Below are 21,567 nucleotides of genomic sequence, written 5' to 3' on the forward strand. Positions count from 1 at the left end.
ACTTTCTCTCCTTTTATGCATTAACTAGAATTGTAATTGCTCTTCAATATAAGCTTTTACATCTGCTATTGGCATTCTAGTTTGTTCCATAGAATCGCGGTGACGAACTGTAACTTGGCCATCTGTTTCTGAATCGAAGTCGTATGTGATACAGAATGGTGTGCCAATTTCATCTTGGCGACGGTAACGTTTACCAATTGATTGTGACTCATCATAGTCCACCATGAAATGCTTGCTAAGATCAGAGAACAAAGCAGTAGCGCCTTCAGAAAGTTTTTTAGATAAAGGTAAGATTGCTGCCTTAATAGGAGCAAGAGCAGGGTGGAAGCGCAGAACTGTACGTTGATCGTCGCCTTCTAGTTGCTCTACATCATAAGCTTCACATAAGAATGCTAAAGTTACACGATCAGCTCCTAAAGATGGTTCGATACAATAAGGGACATATCTTTCATTTGTTATTGGATCGATATAATTGAAGTCCTCACCAGAGTGTTCCATATGCTGCTTCAAGTCGAAGTCTGTTCTGTCAGCAATTCCCCAAAGCTCTCCCCATCCAAATGGGAATTTATATTCGATATCTGTTGTTGCATTGGAGTAATGTGATAACTCCTCGTCAGAATGGTCTCTTAGACGTATGCTATTCTCAGAAACACCTAAATTTAAAAGCCATTCTTTGCAATAATTGCGCCAGAACTCAAACCATTCCATATCCTCGCCAGGCTTACAGAAGAATTCTAATTCCATTTGTTCAAATTCTCTAGTACGGAAAGTGAAGTTACCAGGAGTGATTTCATTACGGAAACTCTTACCTACTTGGGCAATACCAAATGGCATTTTTTTACGCATAGAACGCTGCACATTTTTGTAGTTTACAAAAATACCTTGCGCAGTTTCTGGACGTAAGAAAATTTCATTAGTAGACGATTCTGTTACTCCTTGGAAAGTTTTAAACATTAAGTTGAATTGACGGATCTCTGTATAATCATAAGCACCACAAGAAGGGCAGACAATCTCATGTTCTTTCATAATCTCTTCCATTTTTTCAAAGGAAAGACCGTCTACAACCATTTCTATTCCTTTTTTATCTAATGCATCTTCAATAATTTTGTCTACGCGGTGGCGTGATTTACATTTTTTACAGTCAATCATAGGATCATTAAAGTTGCCTATATGTCCTGAAGCAACCCAAGTTTTTGGATTCATCAGAATTGCTGCATCCAAACCAACGTTATATGGTGATTCTTGAACGAATTTTTTCCACCAAGCTTTTTTTACATTATTTTTTAGTTCTACTCCTAAAGGACCGTAATCCCATGTGTTTGCCAAACCTCCATATATTTCAGAGCCTGGGAATACAAAACCTCTTTGTTTTGCTAAACTAACTACATTTTCCATTGAAAATTCCATTTGACATACCTCCTATTTGATAAATATTCTTTTAAAGTAAAATGAGTACAAAAAAACTCGTCTCCGGGCTACAATAGCCCGGGGACGAGTTTATAACCCGCGGTTCCACCCCGATTGATTGTTTGTACAATCCACTTTAAAAGCTTAAGCTCCGAGCTGCCGTTTCCTGTAGGTGTGGTCTTACACTATCACCACTCGCTAAAATAACAGTACTTATAATGCTCTTCAACGCTTTAATATTATTGATGATTGTAACATATGCTTCTTTATTTAGCAATGTGATGCATAATGGTATATAATTATTTAGAATAAGTATAATTTTGAGGCGGTGAGTCCAATCGAACTCAACAAACGGCAGGTCGAAATTTTGGACATTGTAAAAGGGAATGGGCCTATTACAGGTGAACAAATAGCAGAACGACTTAGTTTAACAAGGTCTACACTTAGACCGGATCTCGCGATTTTAACGATGGCTGGTTTTTTAGATGCTCGTCCACGTGTTGGATATTTTTATTCTGGTAAAAAAACCAGTCAGGCTATTTCAGATAATATTGCACAGATGCTAGTAAAGGATTTTCAATCTATCCCCGTTGTTGTTGAAGAAGGTATGTCAGTTTACGATGCAATATGTCAAATGTTTTTAGAGGATGTTGGATCGTTGTTCGTGGTAGATAAAAAGTCTGTATTGTCGGGAGTTCTTTCAAGGAAAGACTTTTTACGTACAAGTATTGGAAATCAAGATCTAACCAAAATGCCGGTACATATGATTATGACAAGAATGCCTAATGTGACGTATTGTTTAAAAGAAGATACATTGATAGAAGTAGCTAATAAACTAATGAGTCGACAAATCGATTCTTTACCAGTTGTTAAAGAAACTAAAGATGGTTTAGAGATTGTCGGGAGAATAACAAAGACAAATATTACACGAGCTTTCTTATCTTTAGCAGATGACCATGATTTATGAGGAGTGAAAAAATGAAAATGTTAAACCTGTTTATCGTCTCAGATTCTATAGGAGAAACGGGTGAATTAGTTGCAAAGGCTGCAATCAGCCAATTTAGACCTGGCTTGCAACATACAAAGCTAAAAAGATTTACCCATATTGACTCCATGGACCACATTAAAGAGATAACTGCTTTGGCTAAAGAACAGAACGCTTGTATTTTATATACATTAGTTCAGCATGATATGAGAGAGGCAATTGTGACGTATTGCAAGAAGTACGATTTGCAATGCGTAGATTTAATTGGGCCTGTTATCAGTCTGCTCGAAAAAAAATTAGATGAAAAGCCATTTGAAGAGCCTGGTCTTGTTCGCAAACTAGATGAAGACTATTTTAAAAAAATAGAAGCAGTGGAATTTGCTGTCAAGTATGATGATGGAAGAGATCCTAGAGGGCTTTTACAAGCTGATATAGTATTGATTGGTGTCTCAAGAACTTCTAAAACTCCATTATCTCAGTATTTAGCTAATAAAAGATATAAAGTGGCTAACGTACCACTTGTTCCCGAGGTAGAGCCACCAGAGGAACTTTTTCAAATAGATCCATTGAAGTGCTTTGGATTAGTTATTACTCCGGATAAACTTAATTCGATTCGAAGAGAAAGACTTATCGCTATTGGTTTGAAGGATGATGCGAGCTATGCGAAGATAGAACGTATAAATGAAGAGATTGAACACTTTGAACGTATCGTCAATCGAATTGGATGTCAGGTAATAGATGTGACTAATAGGGCAGTAGAAGAAACTGCTAATCTAGTCATAAATCAAATCCAACAAAAATAATTTGAAATATTAAAGACCGATTCACGAATGTGAAAAGGTTTTTTTATGTACGAAAGCGAATAAAGTATAGATTAATATATTGAAATGTTTTATAATAATTCTTTGTGGAAAAAAGAATTATTTCGTATTTTTGTGTAATTATTTTGTCGATTCTTGCAGGATTTTTCTTAAGTCTCTCGAATTAATACTAAGTAGCAAGTAAAGATGGTGAAATAATGACGAATCGTATAGAAGAAGAAGTAATCGAACAAGTTAGAAATAACACAGATATTGTAGATGTAATCAGTGAGTATGTTCAACTTACGAAGAGAGGTAGAAACTTCTTCGGCCTTTGTCCTTTTCATGGTGAACAAACCCCATCTTTTTCAGTCACACACGAAAAGCAAATTTTTCATTGTTTTGGCTGTGGAGCCGGAGGAAATGTAATTACGTTTTTAATGGATATTGAAAATCTCTCATTCCATGAAGCTGTTAGTAAGCTTGGTAGTCGTCTCGGTATGGAGATTGAACATAAGTCAGCTCATAGTATAGAGGAAAAAGCACCAGTCTCTAAAGAAGTATCTCTTATGAAAAAAGCGCATGAGTTTGCTAGCGAATATTTTCATCATCTGTTACTTCACACGGAGGAGGGAGAAAATGCATTACATTACTTACAAGAAAGAGGGTTTTCTACCGAGCTTATAGAAAAGTATAAAATAGGCTGGTCACTACCTAGCTGGGATGCTCTTACTACCTTATTAGAGAGAAAAGGTATGGATTTACAAGAAATTGAGAAAACTGGACTTATTATAAGAAAAGAAAATGAGCTGAAGTATTTTGACCGGTTCCGCGGAAGAATTATGTTCCCTGTTTTCGATGAAACCGGACACGTAGTGGCGTTCTCTGGAAGGATACTACACAAGAAAGAAAACGAAGCAAAGTATCTAAATAGTCCAGAGTCTCCTATTTTTCAGAAAAGCCAAATTCTCTATAACTTAGATAAAGCAAGACTTGATATACGTAAGCAACGCAATGTGATTATTTTTGAAGGCTTTTTAGATGTTATTTCAGCATCAAAAGCGGGTATAACAAACGGTGTTGCAACAATGGGAACCGCTTTAACGTCTCAACATATAACCAAGCTCAAGAGATTAACTACCAATGTCACTCTTTGCTTCGATGGTGATAAAGCTGGAATGGAGGCTGCTCGTAAAGCTGCAACATCTCTTCAAGGCCAAAGTATTCAAACTGAGGTTGCAATTATTCCTGATGCAATGGATCCTGATGACTATATAAAAAATTATGGAGAAGTAGCCTTTAGGGAAAAAATTATTGACAAACCTCATTCTTATCTTTCATTTATGATGATTGTGTCAAAGAGGGACAAGAATTTTAATAACGAAAATGATACGCTTCAGTATATTCAAGAGATATTGGAAATACTGAGTGATAGAAACTCTACTGTAGAGCGAGATCTCTATATTCGCCAGCTGTCTCAAGAGACAAACGTATCAGAAGAAGCGATATATCAACATTTGCGCAAAATACAGGGGAAAAAAGCAAAAGAAACTAAAAGCAATCATTCTCTTCCTATTGCGTCTCCTCAAGAGCTGCCGAAAAAGAAACGAACCATTTCAGCGGATGAAAGAGCGGAAAGAATATTGTTGGCACATATGCTTCACAACCCTCAAGTAATTGATATTGCAATAAGTAACATCAATGATGGCCCATGTTTTATAAGAGATGCATATGAAGCTGCATATGTTCGCTTAATGGGTTATTACGAAGATTATCCCGATGGTGATTATCAAAGGTTTTTAGAAGTTTTAAATGATGGTGAACTAAGAAAAATAGTTATGGAAGCAGCGCTCTCAGAACGTGATCCAGAGCATGAAACGGAAGAAGTCATGGACTGTTTGCGCCATATTAGAAAATACCGGATTGAGCAGCAAATAGAACGTAAGCTACATGAAGCTAAAGAGGCTGAAAAAATGTCGGATATAACTAAAGCTCTCCAGCTGGCACAAGAGGCCATTCAGTTAAAGAAATCTTTAGTAGATTTTCAATAAATAATCATCCGGTAGTAAAAGGAGGAATTCTTATGGCGGACAAGTCTGAACGTACAAAAGAAACGGATATCGAATTATCATTAGAAGATGCAAAAAAACAATTAATCGAACTAGGTAAAAAAAATGGTGAGGTAACTTACCATGATATAGCCGACAAACTTGCTTCTTTCGATTTGGAATCAGATCAAATCGAAGAGTTCATTGAGCATTTAGAGGGCAAAGGAATTGAACTTGGTCGTAAAGACGGAGATGAAGAGGATTTAGATCGTTTGATGAAAGGGAAAGAAGAAGAAACCTTTGATCTCAATGATTTAAGTGTTCCACCTGGCGTTAAGATCAATGACCCTGTTCGTATGTATTTAAAAGAGATTGGCCGAGTAGATCTGTTGAAGGCTTCGGAAGAAATCGCACTTGCTGAAAGAATCGAGCAAGGAGATGAAGAAGCTAGAAAACGTCTAGCAGAGGCAAACCTACGCTTAGTTGTTAGTATTGCTAAACGCTATGTGGGACGAGGAATGTTATTCTTGGATCTAATTCAAGAAGGTAACATGGGTCTTATTAAAGCAGTAGAGAAGTTTGACCACCGTAAAGGGTTCAAATTTAGTACTTATGCAACTTGGTGGATTCGACAAGCGATAACTCGTGCAATTGCTGACCAAGCTCGAACAATTCGTATTCCAGTGCACATGGTTGAAACAATTAACAAGCTAATTCGAGTTCAACGTCAGTTACTACAAGATTTAGGACGTGAGCCTTCACCGGAAGAAATCGGAGAAGAGATGGATCTTCCAGCAGAAAAAGTACGTGAAATCTTAAAAATAGCACAAGAACCAGTTTCCTTAGAAACACCTATTGGGGAAGAAGACGATTCTCATTTAGGAGATTTCATTGAAGATGCTGATGCACAATCACCTTCTGATCATGCAGCATACGAACTTCTTAAAGAGCAATTAGAAGATGTGTTAGACACTTTAACAGACCGTGAGGAAAATGTATTACGTTTACGCTTTGGATTAGATGATGGGCGTACGAGAACTCTTGAGGAAGTTGGCAAGGTGTTCGGCGTAACACGTGAACGTATTCGACAAATTGAAGCGAAGGCTTTAAGAAAGTTACGTCATCCTTCTAGAAGCAAACGCTTAAAAGATTTCTTAGAATAATAAAGAGGCATCCTAAAAAGGATGCCTTTTTTACAGTAATAAAATACGAAATATTTCCAAAAGTTGCAATCAACCTGATACATAGAAAGATATAAACTCAAAGTCTTCAAACACAGATTATCCAATTGGCATAAGGTAGAGAATGGAAAAGAGGATTAGTATGTCAGTTCAAAAAAAGCAAATAATACTGAATGAAATAGCTTTCTGGAAGCAAAATAAACTTCTCCCGGAGCATTACTGTGATTTTCTTACTGCTCTTTATGCACAAGGGGAGAAAGAAGAAATAGAAGTAAACAATCAAGCAGTTTTGCAAAAGGAAAAGAAAAAAACATCATTAAAAATGAATGGAGTTATTTTTCTCATAGGACTAATTACTTTAGCGATTTTAACCGCATTATTAACTATGACTTCAAACATATTACCGATTGTATTTGCTGGAGTTGCTGTGATATCATTTGTCTACATTGCTATTAAACTAGCAAAAAATAACTCTCTTTTAACCCCACTCTTATTTGTTTTTTCTGCGTTGCTTTTGCTAGGGGTTACTTTTAAAATTTGGGAAGCCTACTTTATAAGTGAACCAAATATATTATTATTCATGATTATAGCTAATTGTATTTTATGGCTTCTTTCTGGAGTTTTTTTGAAGCTAATTTACTTCACTATCTCCGGTATAGTGGGAATAATCTTCATACTAGTGTATATAGCTTATATATATATCGTATAGATAAATTATGTATTAATTGGAAATCTGGTAATTTTGAGTTTGATTTTAATTCTAATAGGAAGCCAAACCTTCTTGCCTGTAAATAAGCAGGAAAGGCTTGGCTTCCTATTTCTTTGGACCAATTCGTATAATAAATCTTTCAATTTATTGTGTAATAATTATTACTAGTTACATAGAATCGCTTTTTAATATGCTAATTTCCGCAATCTTTTGTATAATAAAAAAGTAAGCGTTTTTATTTACAAAGGGGATGGAATAAAATGAATTTTGATTTAACTCAGGAACAACAGATGATTCGCAAGACTATTAAGGAGTTTGCTAACGAAGTTGTAGCTCCTGGAGCTATTGAGCGTGACAAAACAAAGCATTTTCCGAAAGAAGTCTTTAAACAGTTAGCCGACATGGGGATGATGGGCTTACCGTTTTCAGAAGAGTATGGTGGAGCAGGGGCAGATACAGTGAGCTTTGCTATTGTAACAGAGGAATTGAGCCGTGCATGTGCCTCTACAGGCATTACCTACTCGGCACATATTTCACTAGGAGGAGCTCCGCTTAGCTTGTTTGGAACAGAAGAGCAAAAGCAAAAGTATTTAGTTCCAATTTGTACAGGAGAATCCTTCGGTGCGTTTGGTTTAACGGAGCCTAACGCTGGATCTGATGCAGGAGGAACTCAAACAACCGCCAAAGAAGAAGGCGATGATTTTGTCATAAATGGTAGTAAGGCATTTATAACAAATGCTAGCTATGCAAAGCATCTTGCTTTGACTGCAATAACGGATATTAAGGATGGTAAAAAGGAAATATCAGCAATTATAGTTCCTACAGATGCTAAAGGGTTCACTGTTATCGACAATTATGAAAAAATGGGTTTGAATGCATCTAATACAACGGAATTGGTAATAGATAATGTAAGAGTACCTCAAGAGAATTTGTTAGGTAAGCGAGGAAATGGGTTCAGACAGTTTTTAGTTACCTTAGACGGTGGACGAATTGGTATAGGAGCAATGGCAGTTGGTATTGCTCAGGCAGCTTTTGATCGAGCTCTACAATATTCTAAAGAGCGTAAGCAATTCGGAAAAACTTTATCAGAATTTCAAATTACGCAATTTAAGCTTGCCGATATGGCCATGAAAATAGAATTAGCAAGAACTATGGTTTATAAGGCAGCTTGGTTGAAGGATCAAGGACGTGCTTTTGGTAAAGAGGCATCTATGTGTAAATTATATGCGTCCGAAATTGCAATGGAAGTGGCAGATCAAGCAATTCAACTGCACGGAGGATATGGTTATATGAAGGAGTATGAGGTGGAACGCTTTATGAGAGATGCAAAACTACTTGAAATTGGAGAAGGTACATCTGAGGTCCAACGAATGGTAATTGCTAGACATATTGGTTGTTAATTTTAAAAAAATATGTCGATTTTGTCACAAAGCTATAAAACTTCTTCAATAACACTTTTCGTTTTCGACACAATGGAGTACAATATGAGTGTTGACTAATTCTATATTAGAAAAGAATGTATCAAAGAAGGAGGGTTAACTATGCAAAAGAATCCAATTATTCCATTTATATTAATTATGGCATTTGGTATCGGTTTAATTTTCTTCCTATCTATCGATGGCGTAGGTAACAAAGAAGAAATCACTTCAGAACATGAATCTGCTGAAGGTGGAGAATCTGCTGAAGGCGGAGAAGATGCTGCTGCTGGAGAATTCGATCCTGAAGCACTTGCTCAAGGAAAATGTATTAGCTGTCACGGTAACTCATATGAAGGTGGAATGGGACCATCATTAGTTGGTACTGCACTATCTGAAGATGAAATCAAAGACGTTTTAGCAAACGGTAAAGGCGCTATGCCTGCTGGCTTAGTACCAGAAGCAAACCTAGATGAAATGGCTACTTGGATCAAATCTTTAGGTAACTAATATTTCGATAAAAGACCTCGGATTCTTTTTAAGAATCGAGGTCTTTTTTTAGTATTGCTTTTTATGAATGACAAGAAAGAATATAAAATTACATATTCATGTGAATTTTATTAAATGATTAAAATTTGAGCAAGAATCGTAAGACATGATTTTTGTTAAAAGTGTGGAAAAGCGATAATCTATCAATACAGCTCTTCGATAAAATTTCATTTGTAATTAAGAATCCAATCAACGACATGTTAAATCTCAAACTAGGGCAGTGTTATACTTTTATATAAATGAAAACTATCACTGCAAGTACTCGAACGCATTTTTTATTTTTGTTATAATAACTTTAGAGGTGTAAAGAATGAATGCAAAAAATTTATCAGATAGACTAAAAACAGTAGCTTCCTACGTAGAAAAAAATACTATTTTAGCTGACATTGGAAGTGACCATGCCTATTTACCATGTTATTTAGTGCATCAATCCACTATCAAAAAAGCGATAGCGGGTGAAGTTGTAAAAGGACCATATGAATCTGCCTTAAAGCAAGTTAAAAATGAAGGTTTAGAAAATCAAATAGAGGTCCGTTTTGGAGACGGATTACAAGTTATTAATGAGGAAGATCACGTAGGCACGATTACTATTGCTGGGATGGGTGGTCCATTAATCGCTTCCATCTTAGAAGCTGGCAAGCATAAGCTTACGAATGTCCACACGTTAATTCTCCAACCTAATATCCACGCAAAGGCAATCCGTGAATGGGCAGTCAAAGAAGGCTGGAAAATTGAAGAGGAAACTATTCTAGAGGAGCATTCTAAAATATATGAAGTAATCGTATTAAAAAAAGGGAGCATGACTCTTACTGAGCAGGAGCTCTTAGTTGGACCAATATTAATGCAAGTCAGAACAAATATATTTAAGAAAAAATGGTCAGTTGAAGTGAAGGAATGGGAAAGAATATGGACACAATTAAAGACTATCTCTAATTCCACTGAAGTTGAACATAAAATAATGGAACTAGAGAACAAGATGTCAATCGTTAAGGAGCTGTTGTGAGTATGAAGCAAACAAATGGACAGCATCTTATTTCCTTTTTTGAAGAATGGGCTCCTCGCTCTTTAGCAGTAGAAGGAGATTCTGTAGGTCTTCAAATTGGAAGGTTAGATAAGCCAGTTACTAAGGTCCTTGTAACATTAGATGTCAATAACGAAGTGGTGGATGAAGCAATTGAAAAAGGATGTCAGCTGATTATTGCTCATCATCCGCCTATCTATAATAAACTAAAAAATATTAGAACTGATTTACCTCAAGGACGTTTATTTGAAAAGTTGATAAAGCATGAAATTGCAGTCTACGCAGCTCATACTAATTTGGATATTGCAACAGGGGGAGTAAATGATTTATTGGCCGATGCCTTGAAGTTAGAGAACGTATCCATTTTAGAGCCGACTACTTCTGAGAAGCTAATGAAGCTAGAGGTCTTTACGCCTAAAGAAGCGACTGAAGCCGTGAGAAAAGCGATTGGGGAGGCAGGAGCAGGTAAACTAGGTGACTATGATAGTTGTAGCTTCACAACTCCCGGAGAGGGCCGTTTTAAGCCAAATAGTGAAGCAAAACCTTATATAGGAGAGGCAAATAAACTAGCAGTAGTTGAGGAAGATAAAATCGAGGTAGTGTTCCCGGCTACAAAGAAAAATAGAGTCCTAAAAGCCCTGCTAAATGCTCATCCATATGAAGAACCAGCATACAATTTGATGGAACTTGATATAGAAGTCAATGAAAAGGGACTTGGAAGAATAGGTTTACTACCAAATTCAGTCTCATTGGGGGATTATGCAAACACCGTTAAATCTCAATTAAATGTTCCATTTGTTAGGGTAGTGGGATCAATGGAAAAACCTGTTCAAAAGGTTGCAATATTAGGCGGAGATGGCAACAAATATATACAAATAGCGAAAAGAGCAGGAGCAGATGTATTGGTCACAGGTGATTTATATTTCCATATTGCACAGGATGCACTGGCAATAGACCTTGCTATTATTGATCCTGGACATCACATAGAGCAGATCATGAAAAAAGGCGTCTCAGATTACATGAATGCTAAATGTGAGGAAAAAAAATTGGACTGTATTTTTATTGCATCACAATTATCTACTGAGCCCTTTCGAATAATTTAAGGGTTAAGTGTCCACACTAAAACAAAAGCTGCTTCTCAAGGAAGCAGCTTTGTTAATTTATAGAATATGGTTCAATTCGAATAACTGGTTTAGGAATCTTAATTTTTGGAAGAATTTTTTCAGGAAGTACTTTCTTTGAAGTATCATGAGTTGATGGATCATTCGGATCAAACTTTTCTAGAAATTGAATAACTTCCTTTACAATCGGAGTTGGTGTGGATGCACCAGCAGTAACCGCAACATGATTGACATTTTCTAGCCATTCCAATTTTAGGTCGGAAATATCACCAATTCGGTACGATGGTGTTCCTGCAATCTCCTCTGAAACTTGAGTGAGTCTGTTAGAGTTGTTGCTCATTGGGTCGCCAACCACAATAAGAAGCTCTGCTTTGCCAGCCTGTTCAGCAACTGCCTCTTGTCTTACTTGAGTGGCTAGACAAATTTCTTTGTGAACTTCAATGTTAGGGAATTTTTCTTTTAATTTATCCATCAAATGAACAACATCCCATTGAGACATTGTAGTTTGGTTCGTCACTAATAATTTCTCGTCAGGTAGGGATAGATTTTCAATGTCTTCAATTGTCTGTACTAAATGTACTTTACCTGGAGCAACTCCGATAGCGCCTTCTGGCTCGGGATGTCCTTTTTTCCCGATATAAATAATCTCAAAGCCCTCTGCTGTTTTTTCTTCGATTAAGTCATGGGTAACAGTAACATCAGGACAGGTGGCATCTATAGAAACTAAACCTTTTTTACGTGCCAGTTCTTTTACCTCTGGGGAAACACCGTGAGCAGTAAAGATAACGGTACCCTTCTCCACTTTGGATAGGATATCTAAACGATTTTCTCCATCCAGTGTAATAATTCCGTCTTGCTCAAAAGCATCGGTTACATGTTTGTTGTGAACAATCATTCCTAATATATAAATTGGCCGTGGAAGAGATGAGTCCATCGCAGCGTTACGTGCAATAACCATAGCATCCACCACACCATAACAATATCCTCTAGGCGAAATTTTTTGTACAATCATTTTTAAGAAACTCCCTTCAATACGAGCATACTCATATTATAACGGAGGTTAAGGTTGATTACAAAGTATTAAAACGGCGGCTGGAAGATTCGAGGTAGCGAGGCACCTCCAGTGGAAGCTACCGCGCTTGCTGCTCTTGCTACTGGGGCTGCAGCAGCCGCCGAAGCTGTAGTGGCTGCAGTTGCTGCTGCTCCTGCAGCAGGAGCAGCTGTGAAGCCTCGATAAAGTCTCAATAGTGCAGGTACATTCTGTATCATAGGTGCCCATTGTTTGACCATAGGTGTTAGTTGTTGAGCTGTATTAATAAACTTATCAGCAGTCTGCAAATAAGACATCGTTTTACTGCTTAGACCGCTAGCCCCTGCAGCAGCAGTTCCAGCGGCACCAGCAGCGCCAGCCGCTGCTGCGGCTTGCCCAAAGCCTTGTGGTCCTGGTCCAAAACCTCCGGGAGGACCTCCGGGAGGACCACCTGGCGGTCCTCCCGCATTAAATCCTCCACGAGGAGGTCCTTGCCCAAACATGCCAGCTCCAGGGGGAGGACCCTGGCTAAAACCGCCTCCAGTAGGTGGAGCTGAAGAACCACCATTGCCTCCTTGGAAATGTCTTACTAAATTAGTAAGAGGTCCGCTAGCCGGTCCATTACTAGGACCACTTGGAGCTTCACCGAAATTTTGTGGAGGAGGAGGGGCATTCTGGAAGGAATTTTGATTGCCAAAATTAGAAAAGTCATTCCCTCTTTGAGCGAATGGATAAAAAGATTCATAGCGCAATTTGTTTCATCTCCTTTCGAACATACAGACTATTCTATTCTATGCAAATTATCCGTTTTATGTACAATCGTGTTACAATAAAGATATGATAGGGAGGGACTCAAATGTCCAAATACACAGATTATAATTTTCAACCGTTTTTACAAGAAGCAATAAATAAATTAGGCTTCCAGGAACCAACACCAATTCAAAAAGAAATCATTCCTTTAGTATTAAAGGGGAAAAGTGCGATTGGTCAAGCACACACGGGGACTGGAAAGACTCATAGCTTCTTGATACCGATTGTTGAAAAAGTAAATGCTAGTAAACAAGAGGTACAAGCAATCATAACTTCTCCAACAAGAGAACTTGCAACTCAAATATATAAAGAGTTGAACAAGTTAATAGAGGGTACAGAGATTCAAACTAAGCTATTCATAGGAGGAACAGACAAGGCTCGTTCAATCGAAAAGTTAAAAACACAGCCACAAATAGTCGTTGGTACACCAGGTCGACTTCGTGATTTAACTGTTGAACAAGCGCTTTTAGTTCATACTGCAAATGTATTAGTAGTGGATGAAGCAGATTTAGCATTTGATTTAGGTTTTATAAACGAAATAGATCAGTTCGCATCACGTATGCCTGATCAATTAGAGATGTTTGTATTCTCTGCAACTATTCCAGAAAAACTACAACCATTCTTGAAAAAATATATGGACTCTCCTGTGCATATTAAAATAGGTGACAAACGCCCAGTAGCAGATGGTATTGACTTTACTGTTGTACCTGTACGTAGTAAATCTCGTAAAAAACGATTATTAGATGTTATTGAAGGTATCAATCCTTATTTGGCAATTATCTTTGCTAATACAAAGCAAAATGCCGATGAAGTTGCAAATTACTTACAAGGTAACGGCGTAAAAGTAGGCGTTGTACATGGAGATATCTCTCCTCGTGATCGTAAACGCGTGATGAAACAAATTCATGAATTAGAATATCAATATATAGTTGCAACAGACTTAGCAGCTCGTGGAATTGATATTCCTGGAGTAAGCCATGTCATCAATTATGAAATTCCAGAGGACTTAGAATTCTTTATTCACCGAGTTGGTAGAACGGCTCGTGCAGGGCTAACTGGGACAGCAATCACATTGTTTGAACCATCTGATGAGGATGCGTTAAACCGTATAGAAAAAATGGGGATTACATTTGAACACAAAGATGTAAGTAACGGTGAATGGACAGAGCTAAAAGAACGCCATGCTAGAAAGAATAGAACAAAAGTAGAAAATGAAATCGATGCGAAAGCGAAGGCGCTAGTCCGTAAACCTAAAAAAGTTAAACCAGGCTACAAGCGTAATATGAAATGGGAAATGGACAAAGTGAAGAAAAGAGAGCGTCGCATTAAAAACCGTAAGAAATAAGGAGGGACTTTCATGCTACTAGGATCACACGTTTCCATGAGTGGTAAAGAAATGCTTCTGGCATCTAGTAAAGAGGCAGCATCATACGGTGCAAACACATTTATGATATATACTGGAGCACCTCAAAACACACGTAGAAAACCAATTGAGGAATTAAATATTGAGGCTGGATTACAGCATATGAAGGAAAATGACATCTTTAATATTGTGGTTCATGCACCTTATATTATTAATTTAGGAAATACCACAAAGCCAGAAACATTTGCTTTAGGTGTAGAATTTCTCCAAAAAGAAGTGGAGCGTACTGCTGCGATAGGTGCAACACAAATTGTTCTTCACCCGGGAGCTCATGTAGGCGCTGGAGCTGAAGCAGGTATACAAAAAATTATAGAAGGCTTGAATGAAGTTTTGACAACTGAACACCCTGTCCAAATTGCATTAGAAACAATGGCAGGTAAGGGATCAGAGTGTGGAAGGACTTTTGAAGAGCTTGCTCAAATATTCGATGGTGTTACAAATAATCATCGATTGTCAGTTTGTATGGATACATGCCATATACATGATGCTGGCTATGACGTAGTAAATGATTTTGATGGTGTATTAAATCAGTTTGACAAACTTATTGGAATTGACCGTTTAAAAGTGTTGCACATTAATGATAGTAAGAACGTTTGTGGAGCAGCTAAAGACCGTCATGAAAATATTGGATTTGGTGAAATTGGATTTGAGGCACTTCAATATGTGGTGCATCATCCACAGCTTACAGAAATACCTAAAATACTAGAGACGCCTTTTGTTGGTGTAGATGCTAAATCGAAAAAAGCTCCTTATAAAATGGAGATTGAGATGCTTCGTTCTAAATTATTTGACCCTAAGGCATTAGAATTACTTACTGTGTAATATTTAAATTGTCTGGCACCTTCTCTTTTCAACGAAAAGAGGAGGGGCCTTTTTCTTTTAACTGCTCATAAAGAGTAATAGCGCGCTTTTCACCTAAAATTTGAATCAGTTTTTGCTGGATGGCATTAGGTACTCCTAATACTAGCCAAGTTATAGAAATTTCTTGAAGCAATGGATGAACTCCCTCTATTTCTTTATCCGACAGCTTCACGTCAAAACCTTTTAGGATTTGTTTAAATTCTTTTTTAGTACAGTTTTGTAGTTGAATTATAAACTTCCCAATATCCATATAAACATCCTTTCAAGCAATTTTATTTACACAATACGATTTATCCTCTATACTTTATCATTGTAAATCGTAATCATTCTGAATTAGAATAGAGGAAACAAAGTGTCCTTACCATTAATCAAATTACATAATATTTCTTATAAATACGAACAAACACAAGCGTTAATCGATATTAACTTAGTCATTGAGGAAGGAGATTTCCTAGCTATTATTGGTCCTAACGGTTCTGGAAAGTCCACTCTGCTAAAGATTATGCTAGGACTGTTAAAGCCAACAAGTGGAGAGGTATTCCTATTTGGAAAGCCTGCTCATAAATTTAAAGAGAGAGAATGGATAGGCTACGTATCTCAAAAGTCGAATTCGTTTAATACGGGCTTTCCTGCCACAGTAAGTGAAGTGGTTAGAAGCGGAATTGTTAAACAAACAGGTCTTTTTAAGCGTTTCCCTAAGAATATTAAACTTCAAGTTCGACAAGCATTAAAGGCAGTAGGAATGGAAGATTTCGCTAATAAAAATATAGGAGAGCTTTCTGGTGGCCAGCAACAGAGAGTATTCATCGCAAGAGCAATGATTAGTAATCCTAAGATATTAATATTAGATGAGCCTACAGTTGGAATTGACAGCAAAAATGTTCGTTCATTTTATAATATGTTAGTACACTTGAATCGTGAACATAATATTACTGTCATACTAGTTACCCATGATGTTGACGCCGTTTCAACTAGCATCAGTCATGTGGCATGTCTAAATCAAAGAATGCACTTTCATGGTTTTAAAAAAGACATGGAATTGATGAGTGAAGAACAATTGGAAGCATGGTACGGTCATTCGGTCCGTAAAGTTGAGCACCAAGGTGAGGTACAGTCATGATAGAATCTATTTTTCAATACGAATTTCTTCAAAATGCATTTGCTTCGGGGTTGATTATTGGAATTATTGCTCCTCTGTTGGGCGTGTTCATCGTTGTAAGAAGGCTATCACTGATAGCAGATGCCCTGAGCCACGTGACCCTTGCAGGGATAGCAGGTAGTCTTTACTTAAGCCAATCGATTGGGGCATTAGCGCTACTTAATCCATTATATTTAGGAATAGTTGCTTCGGTTACGGGCTCACTTTTTATCGAAAGGCTGCGTCGTCTATATAAACATTATGAAGAATTGGCAATTCCCATCATTATGTCAGCAGGCTTGGGTTTTGGTGCTATATTTATTTCCTTAGCTGAGGGATTCAGTTCAGATTTGTTTAGTTACTTATTTGGTTCCGTATCTGCCGTCAGCAGACAAGATTTATGGATAGTTATTAGCATTTCAATTGTTGTGGTATTATTTTTAGGGCTATTTTTTAAAGAACTTTTTGTTTTATCATTCGACGAAGAATATGCAAAGGCTTCAGGTCTTCCTGCTAAATGGATCCATATGCTTTTCATGGTGGTAACAGCTCTAGTGATTGCTGCATCTATGAGAATTGTCGGTATATTACTTGTTTCTTCGCTTATGACACTGCCTGTGGCAGCAGCAATGAGAATATCCAAAAGCTTTAAGCAGGCTCTTATTCTATCTGTAATTTTTGGCGAACTAGCTGTTGTCATTGGACTAGTAAGCGCGTTTTATTTGGACTTAGCCCCAGGTGGAACTATTGTCGTTACTTCTATTATTATCTTGCTTCTAGCTATCTTAGCTAAAAAGGTGGGAAGAAAAGGAGCGGTTGCAACATGAACATAGAAAAAGCATGGGATCTTTTAAAAAAAGAAGGCTTTAAGAAAACCGATAAGCGAGAACAGATTCTCGATATTTTTTCTAAAACAAGTAAGTATATTACAGCTAGAGATATATTAGATGTCATGATGGAGGAACACCCGGGTATGAGCTACGATACAATTTACCGTAATCTTAATACTTTCGTAGAGCTTGGTATTTTAGAAGAAACAGAGCTGGCAGGGGAAAAGAACTTTCGAATGCAATGTGAAGTAGATCATCATCATCACCATTTTATTTGTTTAAAATGTGGCAACATTAAAGAAATCAATTTTTGCCCAATGGAAGTGCTTCAAAATAGTATACCGGGGTATGAGATAGAAAATCATAAATTTGAGATTTACGGAAACTGTCCAGAATGTCATTGAGAAGTGTAAGCCTTTAATGGTTTACACTTTTTTTGTTGCCAGGGGATTGTAGTAAATTTCTTAAATGGAGCACGGATTGTCGTAAAACCTTCTCGAGAGAAGGGACATGCAGGGGATTGTAGTAAATTTCCGTAGGATTGTCGTAAAATAGAGACCTATTGTAGTAATCGGAGCTCGGATTGTCGTAAAACTCTCTGAGAGAAAGCGTAGTCAGGAAAAGAATGGGGAGTGAAGAATTAAGCCACTATTATTTGCTGCTTGTTGTGGCTTATTTCCTTCTCAAGTATGTGTCCACGATTGTTAGTTTCATTTATCTTAAAAGGTTTTAGCTACTAATTCCTACAGAAGTGTTTTCGTATTCGCTATTTGTTAATGCCTTATAGATGAATTCAGCAACATCTGCTCTAGATATAGATCGCCCTGAATTAGGAACACCTGTAGTAGATTCTTTATAATTACCAGTAAATGCTTTATCTGTTAGTCCCATTGGTCTAACAATTGTATAAGTTAAATCATTCGATTTAATGTAATCAATTGCATTTTTATGGTCGGCTAACACGTTACCCAGCATTTTCATCATCATTTTGCCCATTATCCCTGGTATTTCATTTTCCACACCTGCAGAGGCAGTATAAATAATTCGTTTCACATTATTCGCAACCATTCCATCAGCTACATTTTTTATCATATTTTCTAGTTGAGTAGATTTTTTCATCCCAGTAGTGGATCCTAAACATGAAATAACTGCTTCCTTGCCACTTATAGCTTCCTCGACGGCTTTCTTGTCAAAAGCGTCACCTTGAATAATAGTCAGATTTTCATGCTCCATCGCTAGCTTAGAGGGGGTCCGTATGTATGCTGTGACAGAGTGACCCTTTTCTAATGCTAATTTAGTAAATTGTTTGCCTACACCGCCATTTGCTCCGAATATAATAATATCCATGTCTGTTTCCTCTTTTCTAATGTTTTGTATTACTTAGCCTATAATCAGGAAACACCTATGTCCGATTACAAGTAAGTTTGTATTGATTAAGTAACATTTCAATTGAAGCTTGAAAATACTATTTTACCTAAAAAAAGGGATAACCCTTAACAGGTTACCCCTTTTCATATTACTTAATAGTCATCGAAAATTCTTTTTCGATCCAATTATTTGCTTCAATCCAGTTATTCACTCGGATGACGCCCTTAGGAGCGGGTTGTTGATTATATGGAGTGTTGAACAATAAAACTGGAATATCTAGCTCTTCATTAATTTCTACAGCATTGTCATGCTTGTCTTCAAAGAATACATGTACGCCATGTTTTCTGGCAGTTTCTATTTTGTTGTGAGTACCGATCAATTCGATATGATCATATAGTAGCTCTTGCTCTTTAAACCAGTTTAAAGTTACGTCCATGACATTTTCTCCACGAGCAGAGATAAAGTATAGCTCATACTTTTCCTTCCAAGCAGATAAAACCGCTTTAGCATCTGCTTGAATAGGGGAGGTAGCGTAGATTACTGACTCAGACGACTTAAACCATTCATAAAATTCCTTTTGGTCTACTTCAAATGCCTTTGTTAAATCGTACTCTTTAATATCCTCTAACTGTAAATTACATTTAAAAACATCATTTATATGTGGAAGCAAAGAAGTAGGACAAGTAACTGTCCCATCTATATCTATGCCGAATCGTACATTCGTCATTGTATCTCTCCTTACGCTTGTTGTGTTTCAGCATCCTTTTGTTGTTTATCTAGCTCTTGTTGTGCAAAATACTCAGCAGCAATTTTATCAATTTCGATTTTTAGCTCTTCAACCATTGTTTCCTCGGGAACTTTACGAACAGTTTTACCTTTACGGAACAAAAGACCTTCTCCTCGTGCACCTGCAATACCTATGTCAGCCTCACGAGCCTCACCAGGTCCGTTTACTGCACATCCTAATACTGCTACTTTAATAGGTGCCTTAATATGAGAAATGTATTCTTCTACTTCATTTGCAATAGAAATTAGGTCTATTTCGATTCGTCCACAAGTCGGACATGATATAAGTGTTGCAGCGTTAGAAGAAAGACCGAATACTTTTAAAAGCTCTCTTGCAACCTTTACTTCTTCAACTGGATCTGCACTTAGTGATACACGCATTGTGTTACCAATACCCATCGCTAGAAGTGTTCCAAGGCCAGCAGCACTTTTAATAGAACCTGCAAACAATGTACCTGACTCAGTGATTCCTAAGTGAAGTGGGTAGTCAAATGCTTCAGAAGCCTTGCGGTAAGCTTCAATTGCTAAGCTAACATCAGAAGCCTTCATCGAAACAATAATGTCATGAAAATCTAAGTCTTCTAGAATTTTTATATGGTGAAGAGCACTTTCTACCATACCATCTGCTGTAGGATAGCCATACTTCTCTAGAATTTTTCTTTCTAGAGAACCAGCATTAACACCGATTCGGATTGGAATACCTTTTGCTTTAGCCGCATTTACTACAGCTTCTACTTTTTCCTTGCGCCCAATGTTACCTGGGTTAATACGAATTTTATCAGCACCTTGTTCGATAGCGATTAGCGCTAATTTATAATCAAAATGGATGTCCACTACTAATGGAATATTAATACGTTTTTTTATCTCGCCGATCGAATAAGCGGCACGTTCATCTGGACAAGCTACACGAACGATTTGACAACCAGCTTCCTCTAGGCGTAAAATTTCCGCCACAGTTGCTTCTACATCATGTGTTTTAGTTGTAGTCATACTTTGGATAAAAAGCTCGTTACTGCCACCTATAGTCAAGTTTCCAACTCGCACAGGACGAGTTTTGGAACGATGAATTATTTCACTCATGAAATTCTCTCCTTCTTGAGGCTTTATGCCGTCACTATCCACCATTTTATCAGTCTTTCAAATGAATTGACAAGGAAGAAACCTCTAATTTTCTTTTTTACAGTTTGTTTGCGATGTATAAACAGGTAAAAGTACTTTTTCTCCTACATGGAATGACTGGTTTTTTAAATGAGGATTTAGCTCATAAAAATCATTTAAACGTTTAGTAAATGAAATATCTTCACTAGTAGGATAAATCGCAAATAAAGAATAGATAGTTTCCCCAGGCATAATCTCTGCAACAATATAGTTAGGAGATTCAATGCACTTCTCCATTTGTATCTCACTCGAATATGCTAATGGGATAGTTCCCTCAAACAAATCTACCTTAATAATATAAAACGAAACAAGTAGCGCGATGGTTGCTAAAAATAGTTTCATTAAAAATCCCCCCTAACGAACTCTATGTCGCAGGAGGGAACATTATGCATTATCTCTTGATAGGATAATATTTTAAAGACATAAATAAATAGACAAACGTAATGACATAGATTACTAATTGAAAATAATCATTAGACCATTGCAGTAAAGCAAAAAGGATGGAAAGCAACATTGGAACAGTGCTGGCAAATAGAGTCGTTCTCCATAAATGACGATATTCGCCACGTCGTTTTAATAAATGAAGTATTAGGGTACCTATATAGGCAAAGATACTAATACGGACAAATATCAACATAGTATTTAATACAAACAAAAATATAAAAGCGAACGGATAGATCAACCATTGAATATCCGCAAAATATTCAATAAGTCCGTCAACATTTTGTTGTTGTTCTGAAATACCATTTATAAATCCGTAAAAGGAGAAAGCTGTCATTAGAAATACATAGATGAATATGTATTGCATAACCTTTCCAATAGGTATAAGTCGAAATGCCGCAATTTTTTTAGGGCTATGTAAGCTTGCTTTAAATAATTGATATAGATTCATAGATATCACCCTTCCTACTTCATAATATCATCTTC

Annotated in this window: 23 protein-coding genes; 14 read left to right on the forward strand and 9 right to left on the reverse strand. The window is 37.0% G+C overall.

Features of this window, described 5'->3' with window-relative positions; genetic code table 11:
* Nucleotides 1-24: 24 nt before the first annotated feature.
* Entirely contained in the window at nt 25-1,407 is a 1,383-nt protein-coding gene (locus ACQKNZ_RS09835; RefSeq protein ID WP_144535888.1) for a glycine--tRNA ligase, read from the reverse strand.
* Nucleotides 1,408-1,735: 328 nt separating this feature from the next.
* On the opposite strand from ACQKNZ_RS09835, the gene ACQKNZ_RS09840 reads away from it, so the two are divergent.
* The 9 genes from ACQKNZ_RS09840 to ACQKNZ_RS09880 all read left to right on the forward strand — a co-directional run bounded on the left by ACQKNZ_RS09840 (nt 1,736) and on the right by ACQKNZ_RS09880 (nt 11,218).
* Entirely contained in the window at nt 1,736-2,374 is a 639-nt protein-coding gene (locus ACQKNZ_RS09840; RefSeq protein ID WP_151109423.1) for a helix-turn-helix transcriptional regulator, read from the forward strand.
* A gap of 11 nt (nt 2,375-2,385) precedes the next feature.
* Nucleotides 2,386-3,195 (forward strand): pyruvate, water dikinase regulatory protein, encoded by an 810-nt coding sequence (locus ACQKNZ_RS09845; protein ID WP_144535892.1) that lies wholly within the window; start codon nt 2,386-2,388, stop codon nt 3,193-3,195.
* A gap of 215 nt (nt 3,196-3,410) precedes the next feature.
* A complete protein-coding gene (gene dnaG / locus ACQKNZ_RS09850; RefSeq protein ID WP_151109425.1) occupies nt 3,411-5,243 on the forward strand; it encodes a DNA primase in 1,833 nt (610 codons plus the stop codon).
* Between the two features lie 32 nt (nt 5,244-5,275).
* Entirely contained in the window at nt 5,276-6,403 is a 1,128-nt protein-coding gene (gene rpoD, locus ACQKNZ_RS09855) for an RNA polymerase sigma factor RpoD (RefSeq protein WP_144535896.1), read from the forward strand.
* A gap of 160 nt (nt 6,404-6,563) precedes the next feature.
* A complete protein-coding gene (locus tag ACQKNZ_RS09860) occupies nt 6,564-7,130 on the forward strand; it encodes a hypothetical protein (RefSeq protein ID WP_144535898.1) in 567 nt (188 codons plus the stop codon).
* A 260-nt stretch (nt 7,131-7,390) separates the two neighbouring features.
* Nucleotides 7,391-8,530, forward strand: a complete 1,140-nt coding sequence (locus ACQKNZ_RS09865; protein ID WP_144535900.1) for an acyl-CoA dehydrogenase family protein — start codon at nt 7,391-7,393, stop codon at nt 8,528-8,530.
* Nucleotides 8,531-8,671: 141 nt separating this feature from the next.
* Nucleotides 8,672-9,055 carry a cytochrome c550 gene (cccA, locus tag ACQKNZ_RS09870; protein ID WP_144535902.1) on the forward strand — a complete coding sequence of 128 codons (384 nt, stop codon included), beginning with the start codon at nt 8,672-8,674 and terminating at the stop codon, nt 9,053-9,055.
* A gap of 349 nt (nt 9,056-9,404) precedes the next feature.
* Entirely contained in the window at nt 9,405-10,097 is a 693-nt protein-coding gene (locus ACQKNZ_RS09875) for a tRNA (adenine(22)-N(1))-methyltransferase (protein ID WP_427659424.1), read from the forward strand.
* A 2-nt stretch (nt 10,098-10,099) separates the two neighbouring features.
* Nucleotides 10,100-11,218 carry a Nif3-like dinuclear metal center hexameric protein gene (locus ACQKNZ_RS09880; protein ID WP_151109429.1) on the forward strand — a complete coding sequence of 373 codons (1,119 nt, stop codon included), beginning with the start codon at nt 10,100-10,102 and terminating at the stop codon, nt 11,216-11,218.
* Between the two features lie 52 nt (nt 11,219-11,270).
* On the opposite strand, the gene ACQKNZ_RS09885 is transcribed toward ACQKNZ_RS09880, so the two are convergent.
* A complete protein-coding gene (locus tag ACQKNZ_RS09885) occupies nt 11,271-12,248 on the reverse strand; it encodes a 4-hydroxy-3-methylbut-2-enyl diphosphate reductase (protein WP_151109431.1) in 978 nt (325 codons plus the stop codon).
* Between the two features lie 68 nt (nt 12,249-12,316).
* Nucleotides 12,317-13,018: a VrrA/YqfQ family protein gene (vrrA, locus tag ACQKNZ_RS09890; protein ID WP_427659427.1), complete on the reverse strand. Its 702-nt coding sequence runs from the start codon at nt 13,016-13,018 to the stop codon at nt 12,317-12,319.
* A 104-nt stretch (nt 13,019-13,122) separates the two neighbouring features.
* Here vrrA and ACQKNZ_RS09895 point away from each other — a divergent pair, with 104 nt between their 5' ends.
* Both ACQKNZ_RS09895 and ACQKNZ_RS09900 read left to right on the forward strand, forming a co-directional pair.
* A complete protein-coding gene (locus tag ACQKNZ_RS09895; RefSeq protein ID WP_144535912.1) occupies nt 13,123-14,421 on the forward strand; it encodes a DEAD/DEAH box helicase in 1,299 nt (432 codons plus the stop codon).
* Nucleotides 14,422-14,433: 12 nt separating this feature from the next.
* The gene (locus ACQKNZ_RS09900; RefSeq protein WP_151109435.1) at nt 14,434-15,321 is read left to right on the forward strand and encodes a deoxyribonuclease IV; all 888 of its coding nucleotides are present in this window, start codon (nt 14,434-14,436) and stop codon (nt 15,319-15,321) included.
* 28 nt (nt 15,322-15,349) lie between these two features.
* On the opposite strand, the gene ACQKNZ_RS09905 is transcribed toward ACQKNZ_RS09900, so the two are convergent.
* Nucleotides 15,350-15,610 (reverse strand): hypothetical protein, encoded by a 261-nt coding sequence (locus ACQKNZ_RS09905; protein ID WP_144535916.1) that lies wholly within the window; start codon nt 15,608-15,610, stop codon nt 15,350-15,352.
* 102 nt (nt 15,611-15,712) lie between these two features.
* Here ACQKNZ_RS09905 and ACQKNZ_RS09910 point away from each other — a divergent pair, with 102 nt between their 5' ends.
* From ACQKNZ_RS09910 to ACQKNZ_RS09920, 3 genes are read left to right on the forward strand one after another with little or no spacing between them, the layout of a single operon-like run.
* Nucleotides 15,713-16,480, forward strand: a complete 768-nt coding sequence (locus tag ACQKNZ_RS09910) for a metal ABC transporter ATP-binding protein (RefSeq protein ID WP_427659430.1) — start codon at nt 15,713-15,715, stop codon at nt 16,478-16,480.
* Entirely contained in the window at nt 16,477-17,325 is an 849-nt protein-coding gene (locus ACQKNZ_RS09915) for a metal ABC transporter permease (protein WP_144535920.1), read from the forward strand. The genes ACQKNZ_RS09910 and ACQKNZ_RS09915 overlap by 4 nt, the downstream gene beginning before the upstream one ends.
* Nucleotides 17,322-17,732 (forward strand): Fur family transcriptional regulator, encoded by a 411-nt coding sequence (locus tag ACQKNZ_RS09920; protein ID WP_144535922.1) that lies wholly within the window; start codon nt 17,322-17,324, stop codon nt 17,730-17,732. Before ACQKNZ_RS09915 ends, ACQKNZ_RS09920 begins: the two co-directional genes overlap by 4 nt.
* Nucleotides 17,733-18,057: 325 nt before the next feature.
* Here the strand turns inward: ACQKNZ_RS09920 and ACQKNZ_RS09925 are convergent, their stop codons facing one another.
* The 5 genes from ACQKNZ_RS09925 to ACQKNZ_RS09945 form a co-directional block, all read right to left on the reverse strand.
* Nucleotides 18,058-18,675, reverse strand: coding sequence for an NAD(P)-binding oxidoreductase (locus ACQKNZ_RS09925; protein WP_340863273.1), 618 nt, complete (start codon nt 18,673-18,675; stop codon nt 18,058-18,060).
* Between the two features lie 169 nt (nt 18,676-18,844).
* On the reverse strand, nt 18,845-19,423 hold the full coding sequence (locus tag ACQKNZ_RS09930; RefSeq protein ID WP_427659433.1) for a hypothetical protein: 579 nt from the start codon (nt 19,421-19,423) through the stop codon (nt 18,845-18,847).
* A gap of 11 nt (nt 19,424-19,434) precedes the next feature.
* Nucleotides 19,435-20,562 (reverse strand): flavodoxin-dependent (E)-4-hydroxy-3-methylbut-2-enyl-diphosphate synthase, encoded by a 1,128-nt coding sequence (gene ispG / locus ACQKNZ_RS09935; RefSeq protein ID WP_144535927.1) that lies wholly within the window; start codon nt 20,560-20,562, stop codon nt 19,435-19,437.
* A gap of 84 nt (nt 20,563-20,646) precedes the next feature.
* Nucleotides 20,647-20,982 carry a hypothetical protein gene (locus ACQKNZ_RS09940; protein ID WP_144535929.1) on the reverse strand — a complete coding sequence of 112 codons (336 nt, stop codon included), beginning with the start codon at nt 20,980-20,982 and terminating at the stop codon, nt 20,647-20,649.
* Nucleotides 20,983-21,031: 49 nt separating this feature from the next.
* Entirely contained in the window at nt 21,032-21,532 is a 501-nt protein-coding gene (locus tag ACQKNZ_RS09945; RefSeq protein ID WP_427659435.1) for a DUF1189 family protein, read from the reverse strand.
* Nucleotides 21,533-21,567 lie beyond the last annotated feature (35 nt).

It is taken from the genome of Psychrobacillus sp. NPDC093200 (genome assembly GCF_050280345.1).
Taxonomy (GTDB): domain Bacteria; phylum Bacillota; class Bacilli; order Bacillales_A; family Planococcaceae; genus Psychrobacillus; species Psychrobacillus faecigallinarum.